16 protein-coding genes and 1 rRNA gene are annotated in these 15,062 nt (G+C 39.1%); 13 read left to right on the top strand and 4 right to left on the bottom strand.

What is annotated here, in order from left to right:
* Nucleotides 1-100: 100 nt before the first annotated feature.
* The 6 genes from pdxH (at nucleotide 101) to nagB (ending at nucleotide 6,415) form a co-directional block, all read left to right on the top strand.
* Nucleotides 101-742 carry a pyridoxamine 5'-phosphate oxidase gene (pdxH, locus tag CGC57_RS09860; RefSeq protein ID WP_095898980.1) on the top strand — a complete coding sequence of 214 codons (642 nt, stop codon included), beginning with the start codon at nucleotides 101-103 and terminating at the stop codon, nucleotides 740-742.
* 96 nt (nucleotides 743-838) lie between these two features.
* The gene (locus CGC57_RS09855) at nucleotides 839-1,198 is read left to right on the top strand and encodes a hypothetical protein (RefSeq protein WP_095898979.1); all 360 of its coding nucleotides are present in this window, start codon (nucleotides 839-841) and stop codon (nucleotides 1,196-1,198) included.
* Nucleotides 1,199-1,336: 138 nt separating this feature from the next.
* Nucleotides 1,337-2,071 carry a porin family protein gene (locus CGC57_RS09850; protein WP_095898978.1) on the top strand — a complete coding sequence of 245 codons (735 nt, stop codon included), beginning with the start codon at nucleotides 1,337-1,339 and terminating at the stop codon, nucleotides 2,069-2,071.
* Complete coding sequence (locus tag CGC57_RS09845) at nucleotides 2,071-3,240, top strand: VWA domain-containing protein (protein ID WP_095898977.1); 1,170 nt, start codon at nucleotides 2,071-2,073, stop codon at nucleotides 3,238-3,240. Before CGC57_RS09850 ends, CGC57_RS09845 begins: the two co-directional genes overlap by 1 nt.
* 335 nt (nucleotides 3,241-3,575) lie before the next feature.
* Nucleotides 3,576-4,262: an LOG family protein gene (locus tag CGC57_RS09840; RefSeq protein WP_002682147.1), complete on the top strand. Its 687-nt coding sequence runs from the start codon at nucleotides 3,576-3,578 to the stop codon at nucleotides 4,260-4,262.
* A gap of 209 nt (nucleotides 4,263-4,471) precedes the next feature.
* The gene (gene nagB, locus CGC57_RS09835; protein ID WP_002682146.1) at nucleotides 4,472-6,415 is read left to right on the top strand and encodes a glucosamine-6-phosphate deaminase; all 1,944 of its coding nucleotides are present in this window, start codon (nucleotides 4,472-4,474) and stop codon (nucleotides 6,413-6,415) included.
* Nucleotides 6,416-6,497: 82 nt separating this feature from the next.
* Here the strand turns inward: nagB and dnaJ are convergent, their stop codons facing one another.
* The 3 genes from dnaJ to CGC57_RS12925 form a co-directional block, all read right to left on the bottom strand.
* Nucleotides 6,498-7,616, bottom strand: coding sequence for a molecular chaperone DnaJ (gene dnaJ, locus CGC57_RS09830; protein ID WP_095898976.1), 1,119 nt, complete (start codon nucleotides 7,614-7,616; stop codon nucleotides 6,498-6,500).
* A 10-nt stretch (nucleotides 7,617-7,626) separates the two neighbouring features.
* Entirely contained in the window at nucleotides 7,627-8,157 is a 531-nt protein-coding gene (locus CGC57_RS13160) for a nucleotide exchange factor GrpE (protein ID WP_262482497.1), read from the bottom strand.
* Nucleotides 8,158-8,580: 423 nt separating this feature from the next.
* Entirely contained in the window at nucleotides 8,581-9,441 is an 861-nt protein-coding gene (locus CGC57_RS12925; RefSeq protein WP_172595628.1) for a helix-turn-helix transcriptional regulator, read from the bottom strand.
* Nucleotides 9,442-9,538: 97 nt separating this feature from the next.
* On the opposite strand from CGC57_RS12925, the gene CGC57_RS09815 reads away from it, so the two are divergent.
* The 7 genes from CGC57_RS09815 (at nucleotide 9,539) to CGC57_RS09785 (ending at nucleotide 14,622) form a co-directional block, all read left to right on the top strand.
* Nucleotides 9,539-9,910, top strand: a complete 372-nt coding sequence (locus CGC57_RS09815; RefSeq protein ID WP_095898974.1) for a DUF2493 domain-containing protein — start codon at nucleotides 9,539-9,541, stop codon at nucleotides 9,908-9,910.
* A gap of 69 nt (nucleotides 9,911-9,979) precedes the next feature.
* Nucleotides 9,980-10,279 carry a hypothetical protein gene (locus CGC57_RS09810; RefSeq protein WP_095898973.1) on the top strand — a complete coding sequence of 100 codons (300 nt, stop codon included), beginning with the start codon at nucleotides 9,980-9,982 and terminating at the stop codon, nucleotides 10,277-10,279.
* 74 nt (nucleotides 10,280-10,353) lie between these two features.
* A complete protein-coding gene (locus CGC57_RS09805; RefSeq protein WP_095898972.1) occupies nucleotides 10,354-11,571 on the top strand; it encodes a hypothetical protein in 1,218 nt (405 codons plus the stop codon).
* 45 nt (nucleotides 11,572-11,616) lie between these two features.
* Entirely contained in the window at nucleotides 11,617-11,760 is a 144-nt protein-coding gene (locus tag CGC57_RS13045; protein WP_232033983.1) for a hypothetical protein, read from the top strand.
* A 707-nt stretch (nucleotides 11,761-12,467) separates the two neighbouring features.
* Nucleotides 12,468-12,692, top strand: a complete 225-nt coding sequence (locus CGC57_RS09795; protein ID WP_095898971.1) for a hypothetical protein — start codon at nucleotides 12,468-12,470, stop codon at nucleotides 12,690-12,692.
* 74 nt (nucleotides 12,693-12,766) lie between these two features.
* Complete coding sequence (locus tag CGC57_RS09790; protein ID WP_095898970.1) at nucleotides 12,767-13,969, top strand: hypothetical protein; 1,203 nt, start codon at nucleotides 12,767-12,769, stop codon at nucleotides 13,967-13,969.
* A 47-nt stretch (nucleotides 13,970-14,016) separates the two neighbouring features.
* A complete protein-coding gene (locus CGC57_RS09785; protein WP_232033982.1) occupies nucleotides 14,017-14,622 on the top strand; it encodes a hypothetical protein in 606 nt (201 codons plus the stop codon).
* Between the two features lie 138 nt (nucleotides 14,623-14,760).
* Here CGC57_RS09785 and rrf read toward each other — a convergent pair.
* Nucleotides 14,761-14,870, bottom strand: a 5S ribosomal RNA gene (gene rrf, locus CGC57_RS09780).
* Between the last annotated feature and the right edge of the window lie 192 nt (nucleotides 14,871-15,062).

Genomic DNA, 15,062 nt, shown 5'->3' with positions numbered 1-15,062 from the left:
GAAAAGGAGTTAAAGAATTTAAAACATTCTTTAACTCCTTTTCTTTTACAATTTTGCCAATTAACATTTTATCCTTATCTTTGTCTAAAATTCACTCAATATGGATTTAAGCAACTACCGAAAAACTTACGACAAACGCGTGCTTTTAGAAAGCGATGCTCCGGAAAACCCTATGCAACTCTTCCAAACTTGGTTTTACGAAGCCGATGAGAGCGACAGCGTAGATGAAGCCAACGCAATGTCCGTCAGCACCATAGGATTCGACGGATTCCCAAAAACCCGCGTTGTACTCCTCAAACAGTACACTTACGAAGGTTTTATTTTCTATACCAATTACGAAAGCGAAAAAGGCAAAGCCATTCTCGCCAATCCTCATTTGTGTCTATCCTTTTTCTGGCCATCTCTCGAACGACAAATTATCATCAAAGGAATAGCCGAAAAAGTCCCCGAAAACACCTCCGATGGCTATTTCGAATCCCGTCCTCTCGGCAGCAGATTAGGAGCCATAGTCTCACCGCAGAGTGAAGTCATCGCCTCAAGAGAATACCTAGAAGAACGTTTACATCAATTAGAAAAAGAGTTTGAAGGCAAAGAAGTGCCTCGTCCAGCCTATTGGGGAGGTTTTTTAGTACGCCCTCAGAGTATTGAGTTCTGGCAAGGACGCCCCAACCGCCTTCACGACCGCCTGCGCTATACCCTCACAGAAGACTACGACTGGAAATTAGAGCGCTTAGCACCATGATAATTAGCAAATTAGATAATTAGTAAATTTGTTAATTATCAATTCCTTTTCTTGCTTGTGTGGCTCGAACCGTCATTTGTAATTCATTTGCTATGTATGATTGAAAAAGACTATCTGAAACGCCAAATCGACCGTTTCTTTGAGGAACTCACTGCCCTACTAAACCCCAAGGCAGCCAAAGAAGAAGAACGCAAACATTTAGACCTGCTGGCTGAAAAATACACCCAGCACCATCTCACATACTTCTTTAACACCCCCACCGAAACCCTACTTTCAGAATACGAAAACGATCCTGAGGCGTTAGAAATCATCTCCGAATTACTCCTTCAATCCAGCAACAAGCCTGCAACCCTACAGAAAACCGCTCGTATTATCAAATATGTAGATGCCATCAGCAAAGACTTTTCATTTAGAAGAAAAAACAACTTAGAAAAAATTATAGCTCTTCAAAATTAATTTACAAATTTCGTTTCACTACACTTTGCCAAAGTTTTCTGCCTGTGTGACTCGCACCTTCCCTCATATTTCGTAATTCGTATTTCGTAATTCGTAATTATTTATTACCTTTGCCAAAAATATAATCCAAAGAAAAAAATGAACAAACTAAATATCATTCTTTTACTCCTCCCCCTCTTCACTTACGCTCAAGAGGATAGTGATGATGGGCTAATTGCCTCTCCTCAAAGCGCAACCTCTACGCTAACAACCATCGACAACCGTTATTTAGAAGATCAATTCTACGTTGGTCTCACCTACGATTATCTCGCTGGTAAAGCCAGCAGTGTCGTGCAACACAACCTCTCCCACGGCATCCACTTAGGTTTCATCCGCGACCTCCCTATCAACCAAAAACGCAATCTTGGGTTCGGCATAGGGTTAGGCTATGCTTACGATGTGGTGTATAACAATATGGTAGCCAATAGAAACTCATCAGGAGTTGTGAGCTACGAAATCGTTGAGCACTTCCGAGATTTGAACATCAGCAAAAACTACTTCAAAACCCACGCTATCGAGATACCCGTAGAATTCCGCTTCCGCACTTCCAACCCTACATCTCACAAGTTCTGGAGAGTATATGCCGGTATGCGATTCTCCTATCTCGTAGGAGGCAGAAGCCTATACACCGCGAACGATATCGACACTTCTTTCCAAAACCCCGATATTGCTAAAAAATTTCAGGTAAAAGCCTTTGCCGCTTTTGGCTATAATGCACTGAATTTCTTCGTGCAATACAATCTTTCTCCTTTGTTAAAAGACGTAAAAACTACTGATGGCACGAGCCTCAGTTCAAATGTATTACAAATAGGTCTCATCTTTTACATACTCTAATGGACGAAAATATCACACGCTGGCGACTCATCTTGGGTCAAGACGCAAATGCTTTGGGCGAGGTATCGCTTAACGAACAACAATCGCTGATGGACGCTACCCTCGCCGCCCTCTACGACGACACCAATGACAATAACAATAGCAATGGCGGCGGCAAACGCTCGGCTGGCTTGGGCAACTCTGCTCCTAACTTAGCCAAGTGGCTCACCGATGTACGTTCCTTCTTCCCCCCCGATGTAGTGAGCGTCATTCAAACCGATGCTATCGAACGCAAAGGACTCACCAAACTGCTCTTTGAACCCGAAACCCTCAAGAACGTAAAGCCCGACATCTCTATGGTGGGCACCCTAATGGCACTCAAAGACCAGATTCCTGCCAAATCCAAAGACACCGCCCGCGAGTTAGTCAAAGAAGTCGTCAATGAGATAATGAAACGTATGGAGCAAGACCTCCGCCGTGCCGTTACGGGCGCTCTCAACAAAAAAGCACATACCCCCATCGCCAATTTCTCATCAACCGATTGGAAACGAACCATTCAGCGCAACCTCAAAAACTACGATACCGCCACCAAGCGCATCATACCCGAAAAATTCTATTTCTTTGAGCGCACTCAAAAACAAAAAAACTGGACGGTAATCCTCGACATCGACCAAAGTGGGTCTATGTGCGATTCCATTATCTACTCATCGGTAATGGGCTCTATCTTTGCCAGTATGCCAGCCCTCGACACTCACGTAGTAGTGTTCGACACCGAAATAACCGACCTCACCGAAGCCTGCCGTCAAGACCCCGTCGATATGCTCTTTGGCGTGCAATTGGGTGGAGGAACCGACATTAATAAGTCTGTGGCATATTGCCAAACGCTCATCGAGAACCCCCGCAAAACGATGTTCATCCTCATATCCGACCTCTATGAGGGAGGTGTGCGCTCCGGACTACTACGTCGTCTAAACGAGATGCATCAGGACGGCGTAAAAGTATTGGTACTCTTAGCCCTTTCCGATAGCGGTCGTCCCGATTACGACGAAAAACTTGGCAAGGAAATCAGCAAACTCGGCATCGCCTGTTTCGCCTGCACCCCCGATCGCCTCCCCGAGCTCGTTGAAAATGCTCTCAAAGGCAACGACCTTAAAAAATTTGAAAGTAAAAATAATGAATCTATAAACTAATTTGCTAATTCTCTAATGTCCAAATTTGTTAATTTTCCACAGCTCCTCTCCGAGCCTCTCTGAGCCTCTCTGAGACCTTAGATTTTTCACTTTTCACTCCCTTCGCCGTCAGGCGAAAATTCGTGCAAATTCGTGAAATTCGTGGGCAAAAAACTCTCGCAGCCCCAGCTGCCTAACATCACTTGGCATTCGTCACTCAGAAATTTTCAGAGTCCCTCTGAAAACTCCATTGATTACACTGATATTCAATATTTTTTCCGGCTATTCCCCCTTCGGGGAAGTCTGCGAGAGCAGAGTATGTGGGGGCTATCTTTTAACTTTTAATACTTAATTCAATGAAAAAACATTCTAAAGTTTGGAACGAAACCAAAACACACGACTCTTGGTCTATTTTTAAAATAATGGGCGAATTTGTCCAAGGCTATGAGCAGATGAGCTCCATAGGACCCTGCGTATGCATTTTCGGGTCAGCCCGTATCAAGCCAGGCACCCCCTACTACGAACTCACCGTACGCATCGCCCAAAAAATAGTCGACGAAGGTTTTGGCATCATCACCGGTGGAGGACCCGGCATTATGGAAGCCGGCAACAAAGGCGCACACCTCAACAAAGGCGTATCTGCCGGACTCAACATCGACCTCCCCTTCGAGCAAACCAACAACCCTTATATCGACCACGACAAGAACATCAAGTTCAACTATTTCTTTGCCCGCAAAGTAATGTTCGTCAAGTATTCCAAAGCCTTTGTAGCGATGCCAGGCGGTTTCGGCACCCTCGACGAGCTTTTCGAGACCCTCACCCTCGTACAAACCCATAAAATCGACAAAATCCCTATCATTTTAGTAGGCACCGATTATTGGGGCGGACTTGTAGAGTGGATAAAATCAATATTGTCAGAAAAGTTCAACAACATCAGTCCCGAAGACTTAGATTTGTTCCATTTGGTAGACACCGAAGACGAAGTCATCAAAGTCATCGAAGACTTCTATTTCAACAAACATCAATTAAAACCAAATTTCTAAAAATACTAACTTTGCTAAAGCAAGTAAGCTTTAGCAAAGTTTTTTTATTTTACATCACAAAGCAATCCCAAAACCCTCAAAACCATCCCTCTCATCCTTTTCACTTTTCATTATAATAAAATGTTAATTTTTTTGTATAAACCATAAAAAAGATATACCTTTGCAGGGTCAAAACTGAAATTTATTATAACATCATTTATCAATAAAAAATGAGAACACATATCAGAAAAGAAGTTTCATCAATCGCTCATCAGCCTGCTGGCTCTGTTGAGGAAACTCGCTTCGAGAAAATCCACAACATCGTTTTCTCGAACTCCGTAACCGCTTCAATTAGTGTCGCACACGAAATCGCCGACCTTATCAAAAAGAAACAAGCCGAAGGCAAAAAATGCGTATTAGGTTTAGCCACTGGCTCCTCCCCTGTAAAAGTCTACGACGAACTCGTGCGTATGCACAAAGAAGAAGGTCTTAGTTTCAAAAACGTAATTACCTTCAACTTAGACGAGTATTATCCAATGGAAAAACAGGATATACAAAGTTATTGGTACTTTATGCACGAGCACCTCTTCAACCATATTGATATCCCTAAAGAAAATATCAATATCCCTGATGGAACCGTATCTCACGACGAATTAGAAGCCTACTGCGCTAATTACGACAAAAAAATCCAAGATTGCGGCGGACTTGATTTCCAACTCCTCGGTATCGGTCGTACCGGTCACATCGGCTTCAACGAACCTGGTTCTAACCGCAATTCTGGTACCCGCATCATCACTCTCGACCACATCACCCGTTCCGATGCCGCCGAAACCTTCCACGGCATCGACAATGTGCCTCGCCAAGCCATTACAATGGGTATCCGCACCGTGTTAAAAGCACACCGCATCGTATTGCTCGCTTGGGGTAGCAGTAAAGCCTCTATCGTAGCCAAAGCCGTAGAAGGTGATATCACTGCCGAAGTACCTTCAAGCTACCTCCAACTTCACGAAAACACTACTTTTGTATTAGACGAAGAAGCAGCCGCCGATCTTACTCGTATCAAAACCCCTTGGCTCGTTACCGATGTACAATGGAACGAAGACCTCAAAGCAAAAGCTATTGTTTGGCTTTGCGAACACTTGGGTAAAACAATCCTCAAACTCACAGATTCCGATTACAACGAGTACGGTATGTCCAAACTCTTGGCAGAATCAGGTCCTGCTTACGATTTGAACATCGCTATGTTCAACCGCTTGCAACACACCATCACAGGATGGCCAGGTGGTAAACCTAATGCGGACGATACCAACCGCCCTGAACGTGAACATCCTCACAAAAAACGCGTAATTATCTTCAGTCCTCACCCCGATGACGATGTAATTTCTATGGGAGGTACTTTCGACCGATTAGTTTCTCAAGGTCACGAAGTACACGTAGCTTACCAAACTTCTGGTAACTTTGCCGTATCCGACCACGAAGCGCTTAAATTCGCCGAAGTATTCAAAGATATAGCCAAAGAAAACAAAACTGAAGTAGCTGTAATCAACGAGATTATTAGCAATATCACCAATAAAAAATCCAACGAAATCGATAGCCTTCTCGTACGCCAACTCAAAGGTAACATCCGTCGCCACGAATCGTTGGCTGCTACACGTTATGAAGGAGTGCCCGATAACCAAGTACACTTCCTCAACTTGCCTTTCTACGAAACAGGTGGTGTGAAAAAGAACCCTATAGGTGAAGCCGATATCAAAATCATTATGGATTTGATTGAAGAAGTAAAACCTCACCAAATCTATGCTGCAGGTGACCTCGCCGACCCTCACGGAACTCACAAAGTATGTCTCGATGCTATCTTTGCTGCTTTGAAGAACTTAAAACACAAAGATTATATGAAAGACTGCTGGGTATGGTTATACCGTGGAGCTTGGCACGAATGGGACATCCACGAAATCGAAATGGCAGTCCCTATGAGTCCAGCACAAGTACTCAAAAAACGTCAAGCCATCTTCTTCCACCAATCTCAAAAAGATGGTGCTATGTTCCAAGGAGACGACTTGCGTGAGTTCTGGCAACGCGCCGAAGCTCGTAACAGCGAAACCGCTCGTCGTTACCGCAATTTAGGCTTCGCCGACTATGCCGCTATCGAGGCTTTCAAACGTTACTTCTTCTAAGAAGGATACGCCTTAAAATACAAAATAAAAAGGGACTACCTGCGTAAGGTAGTCCCTTTTTAGATTTAACAAAATCTATAACCTATGAAAACATTTCTTTTACTTTTTCAAAGAACGACTTATCGTGCTTATCGGGTTTAGGAGCGAAATTCTCATCCTCCTGCATCTTTTTAAAGAAAGCCTTTTGCTCATCGTTCAAGTTTTTAGGAGTCCATACATTCACGTGAACAATCAAATCACCCGTTGCGCGTCCTTGCAAGCTAGGAATACCTTTGCCTCGCAAGCGCAATATCTTGCCCGATTGTATGCCTTCTTCTAATTTGATACGCACTTTGCCCGTTACTGTATCTATTTCCTTAGTAGCTCCTAAAACAGCTTCAGGGAAACTGATATACAAATCGTAATGCAAATTATCGCCTTCGCGTTTGAGAGTTTCGTGTTCTTGTTCTTCAATAAGAATCAAAAGGTCACCAGCAACACTGTTCTTCACAGGAGCTTCATTACCCTTTCCATTCATATTCAGCTGAATACCATCCATTACACCCGCAGGAATATTGATAGAGATAGTCTCTTCAATAGTTTTCAATCCTTGGGCATCAGTATCGGTACCGCGTTTATCAATCACTTCACCAGCACCGCCACAAGCCGAACAAGTAGAGGCAGTTTGCATCATACCAAGCATTGTGTTCACTTGTCGTACCACTTGTCCGCGACCATTACACGTTGGGCAAGTTTTGTAAGTTGTATCTTCAGCTTTTACTTTGCGGCGTACTTTTATTTTCTTCTCAGTACCTTTCACAACGTCTTCTAAGGTAACTTTCACACGTATACGCAAGTTTTCACCTTTCACATATACCTGCCGACTACCGCCACCAAAACCGCTAAAACCACCAAAATTCCCTGAAAAATGACCGCCAAATATATCGCCAAACTGACTGAATATATCGTCCATTGAGAAACCACCGCCTCCCATACCGCCTTCAAAGGCAGCGTGACCAAAGCGGTCGTACTGAGCGCGTTTGTTCTCATCGCTGAGCACCTCATAGGCTTCAGCAGCTAATTTAAAATTCTCTTCAGCTTCTTTATCCCCAGGATTTTTGTCGGGGTGGTATTTTAATGCTTGTTTGCGGTATGCTTTTTTTATTTCGGCAGCCGTAGCTGTTTTCTGTATTTCTAATATTTCGTAGTAATCTCTTTTCATTTCAAACTTCTTATTGTGCTACTACTACTTTAGGAAAACGTATTATTTTATCACCTAATTTGTAGCCTGCTTGCACTACATCCACTATTCTGCCTTTATACTCAGGCGATGGTGCAGGAATGAGTGTAATTGCCTCGTGAATTTCACTGTCGAACACATCATTAGGAGCAACGTCCATACGCTCTAAACCTTTAGATTTTAGCGTGTTTATAAGTTTGTTATAGATGAGTTTCACCCCTTCAAGTGTATTCTCATCTGCTGTTTTAGAGAGTTCCACCAAAGCACGGTCAAAATCATCTACTATAGGCAACATAGCTGACAAAATGTCCTTTCCAGCAGTAGCTATTAATTCTTCACGTTCTTTAATAGTTCTACGGCGGTAGTTATCAAACTCAGCAAACAGACGCAAATAGCGGTCTCTTTCCTTGTTGAAATACTCATCCGTTTTTTCAGGTTCGTTAGGGTCTTTATACATAATCTGCTCTTCATCAGTAGGTTCCGAAGTATGAGTAGGTTCATCTTCTAATGGAGGCTGTTCCATTGGTTCTTCCTCTGTTTCAGGTTCTTCTTCAAACGCTTCAAAGTCTTCATCCTCAAAAGGCTCTTCAGAATCCTCTTCTTCAGGTTGCTCTTCTTTGGAGTCTTCTTCTGTTTCAGGCTCTTCCAATTCTTCCTCTGCTTCAGGTTCTTCTTCTTCAAAAGAGTCGTCGTCATCTAAATCAAAAGGCATTTCGTCCTCATTGAAGTCATCGAAGTCCTCATCTTCAGGAATTTCCACTGTTTTGTACATATCCTCTTCAGGAGTGTAATCCACAGGGTCTTGTTCAAATTCAAAATCGTCTTTGTTAATATCTTCAGTACTCATAATGATTCTTATTAGATTTATTTCGTATTTTGATAGCAAACAATTTGCCATTTACAAAAACAGTGCCATTTTGGCAGTTTGAGCCACTCGTACAATTGCTTACCTCCACTCTACCCTACTGCCGTACGATTGTATTTCCTTCACAAAATCGGGAGTAATTTTCAAGTGCAGTTTGAGCACAATTTCATCTTCAGTTTCACTCATCACCTCTTGCGAAGAGTGTAAAGGCATCGCTTTGAGGTATTCAGCAGGGTTAGGCACAAAAGGCGAGTCGGTGGGTAACTTTTTAAAGGCGAGCACCACCTCTTCAGCTTGCGTACGCTCGTTGTCTACCCACGCCCCAAAACTATCGTCAAAAAAGTGCTCTACGCCCTCTGGTACAGGATGCTGAAACTTCACTCCCCGCTGATCATCTAAGTGCTTAATTCTATCCAAACCAAACACCCGCAACGCTTCCTTCTCCACATCCCACGCCAGCACATACCAGCGTCTTTGCGCTTCTTTTAGCAAATAAGGCTCTAACGTGCGCACCACTGGCTGTTTGTTTTTATCCCAAAACTTATAGTAATGCAACGCTACCTGTCGCTTTTCTTTGATAGCCCTAAGCAGCGGCGACAGATATTCCGTACCCGCAGGCAATCGCTTTTCAAACTGAATCACCTCTGAAAGATTGCCGTAATTCTGCAACGCTCTAAACACATCAAACGCTTCTAATAGATTTTGAGTATAGAGGTCGTTATCTTCTGTGATTTCGTACGCTTTAAGAGTGTTATTATACTCAATTTTTATGTGGTAGATTTTCTCAATTTCTTGCTTATCACGCAGAAAAGTACGATCAGTAAAGGACTCAACATCGCAATATTCCTCACTTTTTTGTAAAGCTTTTATCAAATCTTCATACGAATGAGGCTTCATACGCAGGCGTTCCACGATAAAACGTTGTCTTAAAAACTTCTTCATTTCACTATTTTTTTTGCAAATATACAAACTTTTTCTTCGAGCGACAGTTTTTGTCGCTCTTGCTATCGACTTTTGCCCCCAACAAATAACGATTTATATGAATATAGCCATTGTTGGGGGACGTGATTTTAGCGATTACACCCTACTGAAAGAAAGTATTTTAGCGTATATCAATACGCACGAAAAACCCGAAAACATCGTATCGGGTGGTGCTAAAGGAGCCGACACCCTTGCCGCACAATTTGCTGCTGAGATGGGTATTCCTCTCCTCGTTTTCAAACCCGATTACCAAAGGTATGGGCGTGGGGCGACCCTTGTGCGCAACACTCAAATCATCGAAAATGCCGAAGTGGTTTTTGCTTTCTGGGACGGACAGTCAAAAGGCACTAACGACAGCATTAAAAAAGCCAAAAAACTTGAAAAAGAGTTATATATCATCAAGTACAAACAAAGCTTTTTTACCTCTTAACTCTTACCTTAAAACATTGGGAAAGCCGAAAACCATATAGAGTAGGCACTCACTAAAAACTATAATAATATGATTTTAAAAATTATAAATGGAAGATTAGATCTTCTCAGTGATTCAGGAGGTCGTATCAGAACGATTGCACAAAGCAATGTAATTGACGCTGCTCTCAGCGATGATGAAAAATCTGTTTTAATTACCTACAGCAATGGTAGAACAGATCTTTGCAACGATTCTGGAGAACGTAAATCTACAGTTGTAGAAAGTAATGCTGTAAAAGCTATTTTCTACAATTCAGACATACTCATCACCTTAAAAAACGGAGATATGGAACTGAGAAACCAAAATGGTGGAAAGATAAGAAGCATTTAATTTACATTTCACAAGGAGTGCAAGCCTATAATAAACTTAGGCTTGTTACTCCTTCTAAAAAAGATTTAACAACAATGAAAATACAAAATAACGGTTTAGAAAATTATCCTAGAAGTCCTTATATTCCTAAGGTAGAACCCAATCTTTTCTTTGCAGGCAAAAAAGTAAAAACGTCCTACAAAGAATACGAGGTACTCATAGACAACAACAACATTGGCTTAGGCAAATTTAAAAAAAATGTGGCTGTTATTCCTGAGGATATCATAAACCTTATCAAGGAATATGATGATATGGCAAGAGATTTTAGAACGAAAAAATCCCTTGATGAAACGACCAAAACATTGTGGCATAACATATTATTTTTCAGTGGTTGTGAATGCTTTGTAACTACTTACAACGAACAGGGGTTAGTAACGAGTTACGAAGTAGACGATTTTGTATTTGTTTTTAAATATAATGAACAGCAACAACTCACCGAATGGACTGCTACTATTTCTGATCAAATACCTTGTACATACAGTTTTTTGTACAATGAAAAAGGTTTGCTCTATAAAATTACAGAAAAGATCCCTACAGGTATTTTTAAAGAGTATTTATATGACGAAAAAGGCGATATGGTAGTCGTTATAGAAAATGGGGAAAATCCTGAAGAGTATAAATATAAGTACAACTCAAAAGGTGAATTAGTAAGCTTAAAACGTTATCGAAATGAGAGATTTATGTGGGAAGATTTGTTCCTATATGACGAGAGAGGCAATAAAACACTATTTTGTTCTTTCAGCGAAGAAAACGAAAAAAACGAAAGAGAAAACGAGCGAAAAGTATTTATCAATTCGTATAAAAATGGACGTCTTGCCAAACAAGAAATTTTGTACTACGAGAATGGAGAGAAGGAGTTTTTATTCTTTGACGAACAAGGAAATGTAATTGAAAAACAGTACTTTGAAATCAAATATTACCGAGGGTTTGAATTAAAAGAAAGTATTAACTACCAATATTTTGAAGATAAGGTAAAATGCACTTACATAAATAAGTATAATGCGAAAGAAGTTATTATTTGTAAAGATATTAAGTGCACTGAAGAACCTCTTTATAAAAATCATTTTTCTAATTATAGTAATATTTGGCACAACGAAAATTTTTCTTCTTTAGTTATAAATAACCTAGACGATAACGAGAAAGAAAAGTTTGTACGCAACTACTCTCCTAATGGAGAATGGGAAACTATTTTCTATCATAATGGGAAACCGATCTATATCGTTAGAAAAGAGTGCAGTGTAGTCGAAAATTAATGCTTTTACACAGAAAAAGAATATAATATTAAAAACTTAAATTATATGTATACACAAGCTTTCAAAGAGGTTGTAGTCTACTGCAAAGCCAACAATCTATTTGTAGGGTATGGCAATCCTAATGGTAAAGTTTTGATAATCGGCAAAGAAGCCGCACACATTGGCAATGAAGAGACTATCGAAATTTAGAGAAGAGGAAAGAAGAGCTCTTCCAAAGTAATGTATCTCAATGGGAGCGCATACTTTCTACTAATGAAGTACCTAACTACGATAGTCAACGCCTCATCTCTCACGAAAATCCCTTATATGCTTACGGCAATCAATATAATAGTTGGGATAAAAGCAAAAAAGGAGGAACCAGTCGTACCTATTTAAACTACGAAAAGCTCTACGAACAACTATTTTTACAAGGTGAAAAACTTGAGAAAATCAACTTTCAAAAAGAGTTTTTCATTACTGAATTTAATGATTACCCTACTAAGGAAAGTTACAAGAGTGAGGATATAGAAGCGCTTAGAAAACAGTCTATAGAAGAGCGTAAACCTCTCTTTGCAATGCCTTTTTTCAAGGAGTTTTCTATTCCAATGATTATCCAAAACATTACCAAATTGACTTAGAACGAACTTTTGATGTCGTTTTCCAAAAAGAAATAAAAGTAGGAAGAGACCGTTATTTCTTACACTTTAGTAAGGATAACAAACGTATTCTTATCTATACTCAACAATTAAGCAATAGCTTCTCTAAAGAGCTTATTCCTGCTATTGCTGCTGAGGCTAAAAAGTTTTTATAACAACGAGTTATATCACTTCCTGTTGATAACTTTGCCTAAAAATAAAGAAATACTGGGGAAGCCGAAAACCATATAGAGTAGGCACTCACTAAAAACTATAATAATTATGAGTTTAATGGTTACATTTAAAAACGAAGTGGTTCGCATTTGTCCAAAAAATGCAAAGAAAATCGAGGCTTCTAAGAATAATGGAATTTCTTGGATTGGTCGCTACTCTGGCAGTTATATCTTTAAAGATTTAACAGTCTCCGGTAATGAAATCTTAGCACAAACTGATAAAGGTTTGTACTGTTCAAAAAATGGAGGTTTATCTTGGATAAAACGCAGTTAAAACAACTGAGGAGGTTGCTTTTAAAGGGAACCTCCTCTTACCCAATATTTGTAAAACTAAAAAAATAAACAACAATGAAAATAAAAAATAACGGCTTAAAACGTCCTGATTCACCTTATATTCCTATAATGGAGCCTAATACTTTCTTTGCCAACAAAAAAGTGCAAACTACTTACAAAGAATACGAGGCAGTAGAAGATGAGAACAACACTGTGCGCTTAGGAGCATTTAAAGATTATGAACTTTTTATTCCTGAAACTATCCAAACACTTATTAGCGAATTTCGCGGAATGGCAGTAACTTTATATAATATAGATTCTTTTAATGATAAACCAGAAATAGAAAACTTTTTTGATATTTTTGATTATTCTCATAATAATAAATACTTTACAACAACTTACAACGATAAAGGTTTCATAACAAGCTATGAAATAGACAACATCCTCATTACTTTTAAGTACAATGAAAACGATCAAATCATTGAGTGGACGGCTACAATCTCAGGAGAAATACCTTGTACTAGAAAATTTTTGTACAACGAAAATAAACTCCTTAGTAAAGTGATTGATCCTCTCCCTTCAAGCAAAACCCAAGAGTGGTTATATGATGAAAAAGGTGATATGATAGCTATCCTAAAAAATAATGAAATCACTCAAAAATATGAATACAACTACAACCAAAAAAAAGAGTTAATAGGCGTAAAAGGTTTAAGTACTGAAGAATCATTCTTGTACGACGAAAAAGGAAATAAAGTACAATACAATATGTCTTATGATGGTAAAGTATATGAAGACTACCGAAAAGTATTTATCAATTCCTATGAAAAAGACATACTCACCAAACAGGAAATTCTAGATTACTATTATGGTGACAAAGAAGTACTTTTCTTCAATGAACAAGGAAGATTTATTCAAAGGTGCTTCTTTGAACATAAACCTTACCGAGATTTTGAGTTAATAACTACCACTAACTACCACTATTTTGAGGACAAAGTAAAACGTACTTATATAAATAAGTATATTGGAAAAGAAGTTATTGTTTGCAAAGATATTGAATATGCTAAAGAACCTATTTATAGAGATTGTTTTTTAAAGCACTATGGTGAAATTTGGGCAAACGAAAATTTTTCTTTTTTCGTTATGTATAATCTAAATGATATTGAGGAAATAAAGTTTATGCGCACCTACCTCAATAATGGAGAATGGGAAACTGTTTTTTACAAATACTGCAAACCTGAATATATCATAAGAAAAGAGTGTACTATCGTAGAAAATTAGTATATTTGCACAATCAAACATAAAGTAATAACTAAAACAATAATAATATGAGCAAAATGTTTAAACAGCTATTAAGCATCATCGAATCAGATGAGTTTAGAGTACAATTAACTGAACTCAACAACAATTTCTTTAACCTAAAACAAGAACTCCACATCAGAGATCTATTGTTAGCTCTTTTCAACAAGTATCATAGTCAAAAAGGAGTCAGAGCCATAGCGGAACACCCTCGCTTAGAAAAAGAGAAAACTACAGGAGAAGAACGAACCTCCTACACCCGCGTTGATTTATCTTTAGTTGACGAAAATTTCCCTAAAAATCCTTTTAAAATAGAGTTTAAATATCACTTCCCAAAAGATAAAGGAGGTTTTTCAGAGTACCAAGAATCTATTCAAAAACACTTTGAAAATAGAAATAGTAATGGATTTATACTCATTGTTTGTGACAGCGACAAAGATTTAAGAAAGAAGTTTGAAGAAAGATGGGATGTTGACACTATATTTCCAAAGTTATCCAAGGAAGATAACATCTGGAAAGAAAATCTTGAAGATAAGTTTAAGAACACTGCTGATTCTCAAGCTTATTTTTTTGAAATCACCGTAGAAAAACCTTTTGAAACCACTTATCACTTCTTTATCTTAGAAAGGAAATAATAAAACTTCCTACAAAGCAAAAAAACTCCCCAAGGCATTGTGCGTTGGGGAGTTTTTATTTATTATCTTTTCTATTTGTTCAATTCATCATAATTCATAATAAAAAAAGAGCAACTCATTACTGAATTGCTCTTTATAAGAAGGCGGCGACATACTCTCCCACGTGACCGTAGTACCATCTGCGCTAAAAGGTTTAACTGCTCTGTTCGGAATGGTAAGAGGTGAGACCTTTGACTATAACCACCTTAAACTTTTTAGGTAAGAGGTAAGAGGTAAAAGATAAGAGCTTTTTAAAACTCCTTTTTGTATCTTATCCTAAAATACCTATTCCTAATCATTTTTTTAACATATAGGGATAAAAAACATATTTGTAACTAACTTCCTAAGAGATTGATAAAATATAAGTAGTATTACCTTTCTTACTTCTTATCTCTTAACTC

Origin of the sequence: Capnocytophaga sputigena, assembly GCF_002302495.1 — a bacterium.
GTDB classification, from domain to species: domain Bacteria; phylum Bacteroidota; class Bacteroidia; order Flavobacteriales; family Flavobacteriaceae; genus Capnocytophaga; species Capnocytophaga sputigena.
This window is presented reverse-complemented; position numbering and strand designations above follow the sequence as displayed.

Bases quoted from the DNA above. Each gene is read 5' to 3' on its own strand.
- dnaJ (WP_095898976.1), bottom strand. From the start codon at position 7,616: ATGAAAAGAGATTACTACGAAATATTAGAAATACAGAAAACAGCTACG.
- CGC57_RS09795 (WP_095898971.1), top strand. From the start codon at position 12,468: ATGAGTTTAATGGTTACATTTAAAAACGAAGTGGTTCGCATTTGTCCA.
- CGC57_RS09845 (WP_095898977.1), top strand. From the start codon at position 2,071: ATGGACGAAAATATCACACGCTGGCGACTCATCTTGGGTCAAGACGCA.
- nagB (WP_002682146.1), top strand. From the start codon at position 4,472: ATGAGAACACATATCAGAAAAGAAGTTTCATCAATCGCTCATCAGCCT.
- CGC57_RS09785 (WP_232033982.1), top strand. From the start codon at position 14,017: ATGAGCAAAATGTTTAAACAGCTATTAAGCATCATCGAATCAGATGAG.
- CGC57_RS13045 (WP_232033983.1), top strand. From the start codon at position 11,617: ATGTATACACAAGCTTTCAAAGAGGTTGTAGTCTACTGCAAAGCCAAC.
- CGC57_RS09850 (WP_095898978.1), top strand. From the start codon at position 1,337: ATGAACAAACTAAATATCATTCTTTTACTCCTCCCCCTCTTCACTTAC.
- CGC57_RS09805 (WP_095898972.1), top strand. From the start codon at position 10,354: ATGAAAATACAAAATAACGGTTTAGAAAATTATCCTAGAAGTCCTTAT.
- CGC57_RS09790 (WP_095898970.1), top strand. From the start codon at position 12,767: ATGAAAATAAAAAATAACGGCTTAAAACGTCCTGATTCACCTTATATT.
- CGC57_RS09855 (WP_095898979.1), top strand. From the start codon at position 839: ATGATTGAAAAAGACTATCTGAAACGCCAAATCGACCGTTTCTTTGAG.
- pdxH (WP_095898980.1), top strand. From the start codon at position 101: ATGGATTTAAGCAACTACCGAAAAACTTACGACAAACGCGTGCTTTTA.
- CGC57_RS12925 (WP_172595628.1), bottom strand. From the start codon at position 9,441: ATGAAGAAGTTTTTAAGACAACGTTTTATCGTGGAACGCCTGCGTATG.
- CGC57_RS09810 (WP_095898973.1), top strand. From the start codon at position 9,980: ATGATTTTAAAAATTATAAATGGAAGATTAGATCTTCTCAGTGATTCA.
- CGC57_RS09815 (WP_095898974.1), top strand. From the start codon at position 9,539: ATGAATATAGCCATTGTTGGGGGACGTGATTTTAGCGATTACACCCTA.
- CGC57_RS13160 (WP_262482497.1), bottom strand. From the start codon at position 8,157: ATGGAACAGCCTCCATTAGAAGATGAACCTACTCATACTTCGGAACCT.
- CGC57_RS09840 (WP_002682147.1), top strand. From the start codon at position 3,576: ATGAAAAAACATTCTAAAGTTTGGAACGAAACCAAAACACACGACTCT.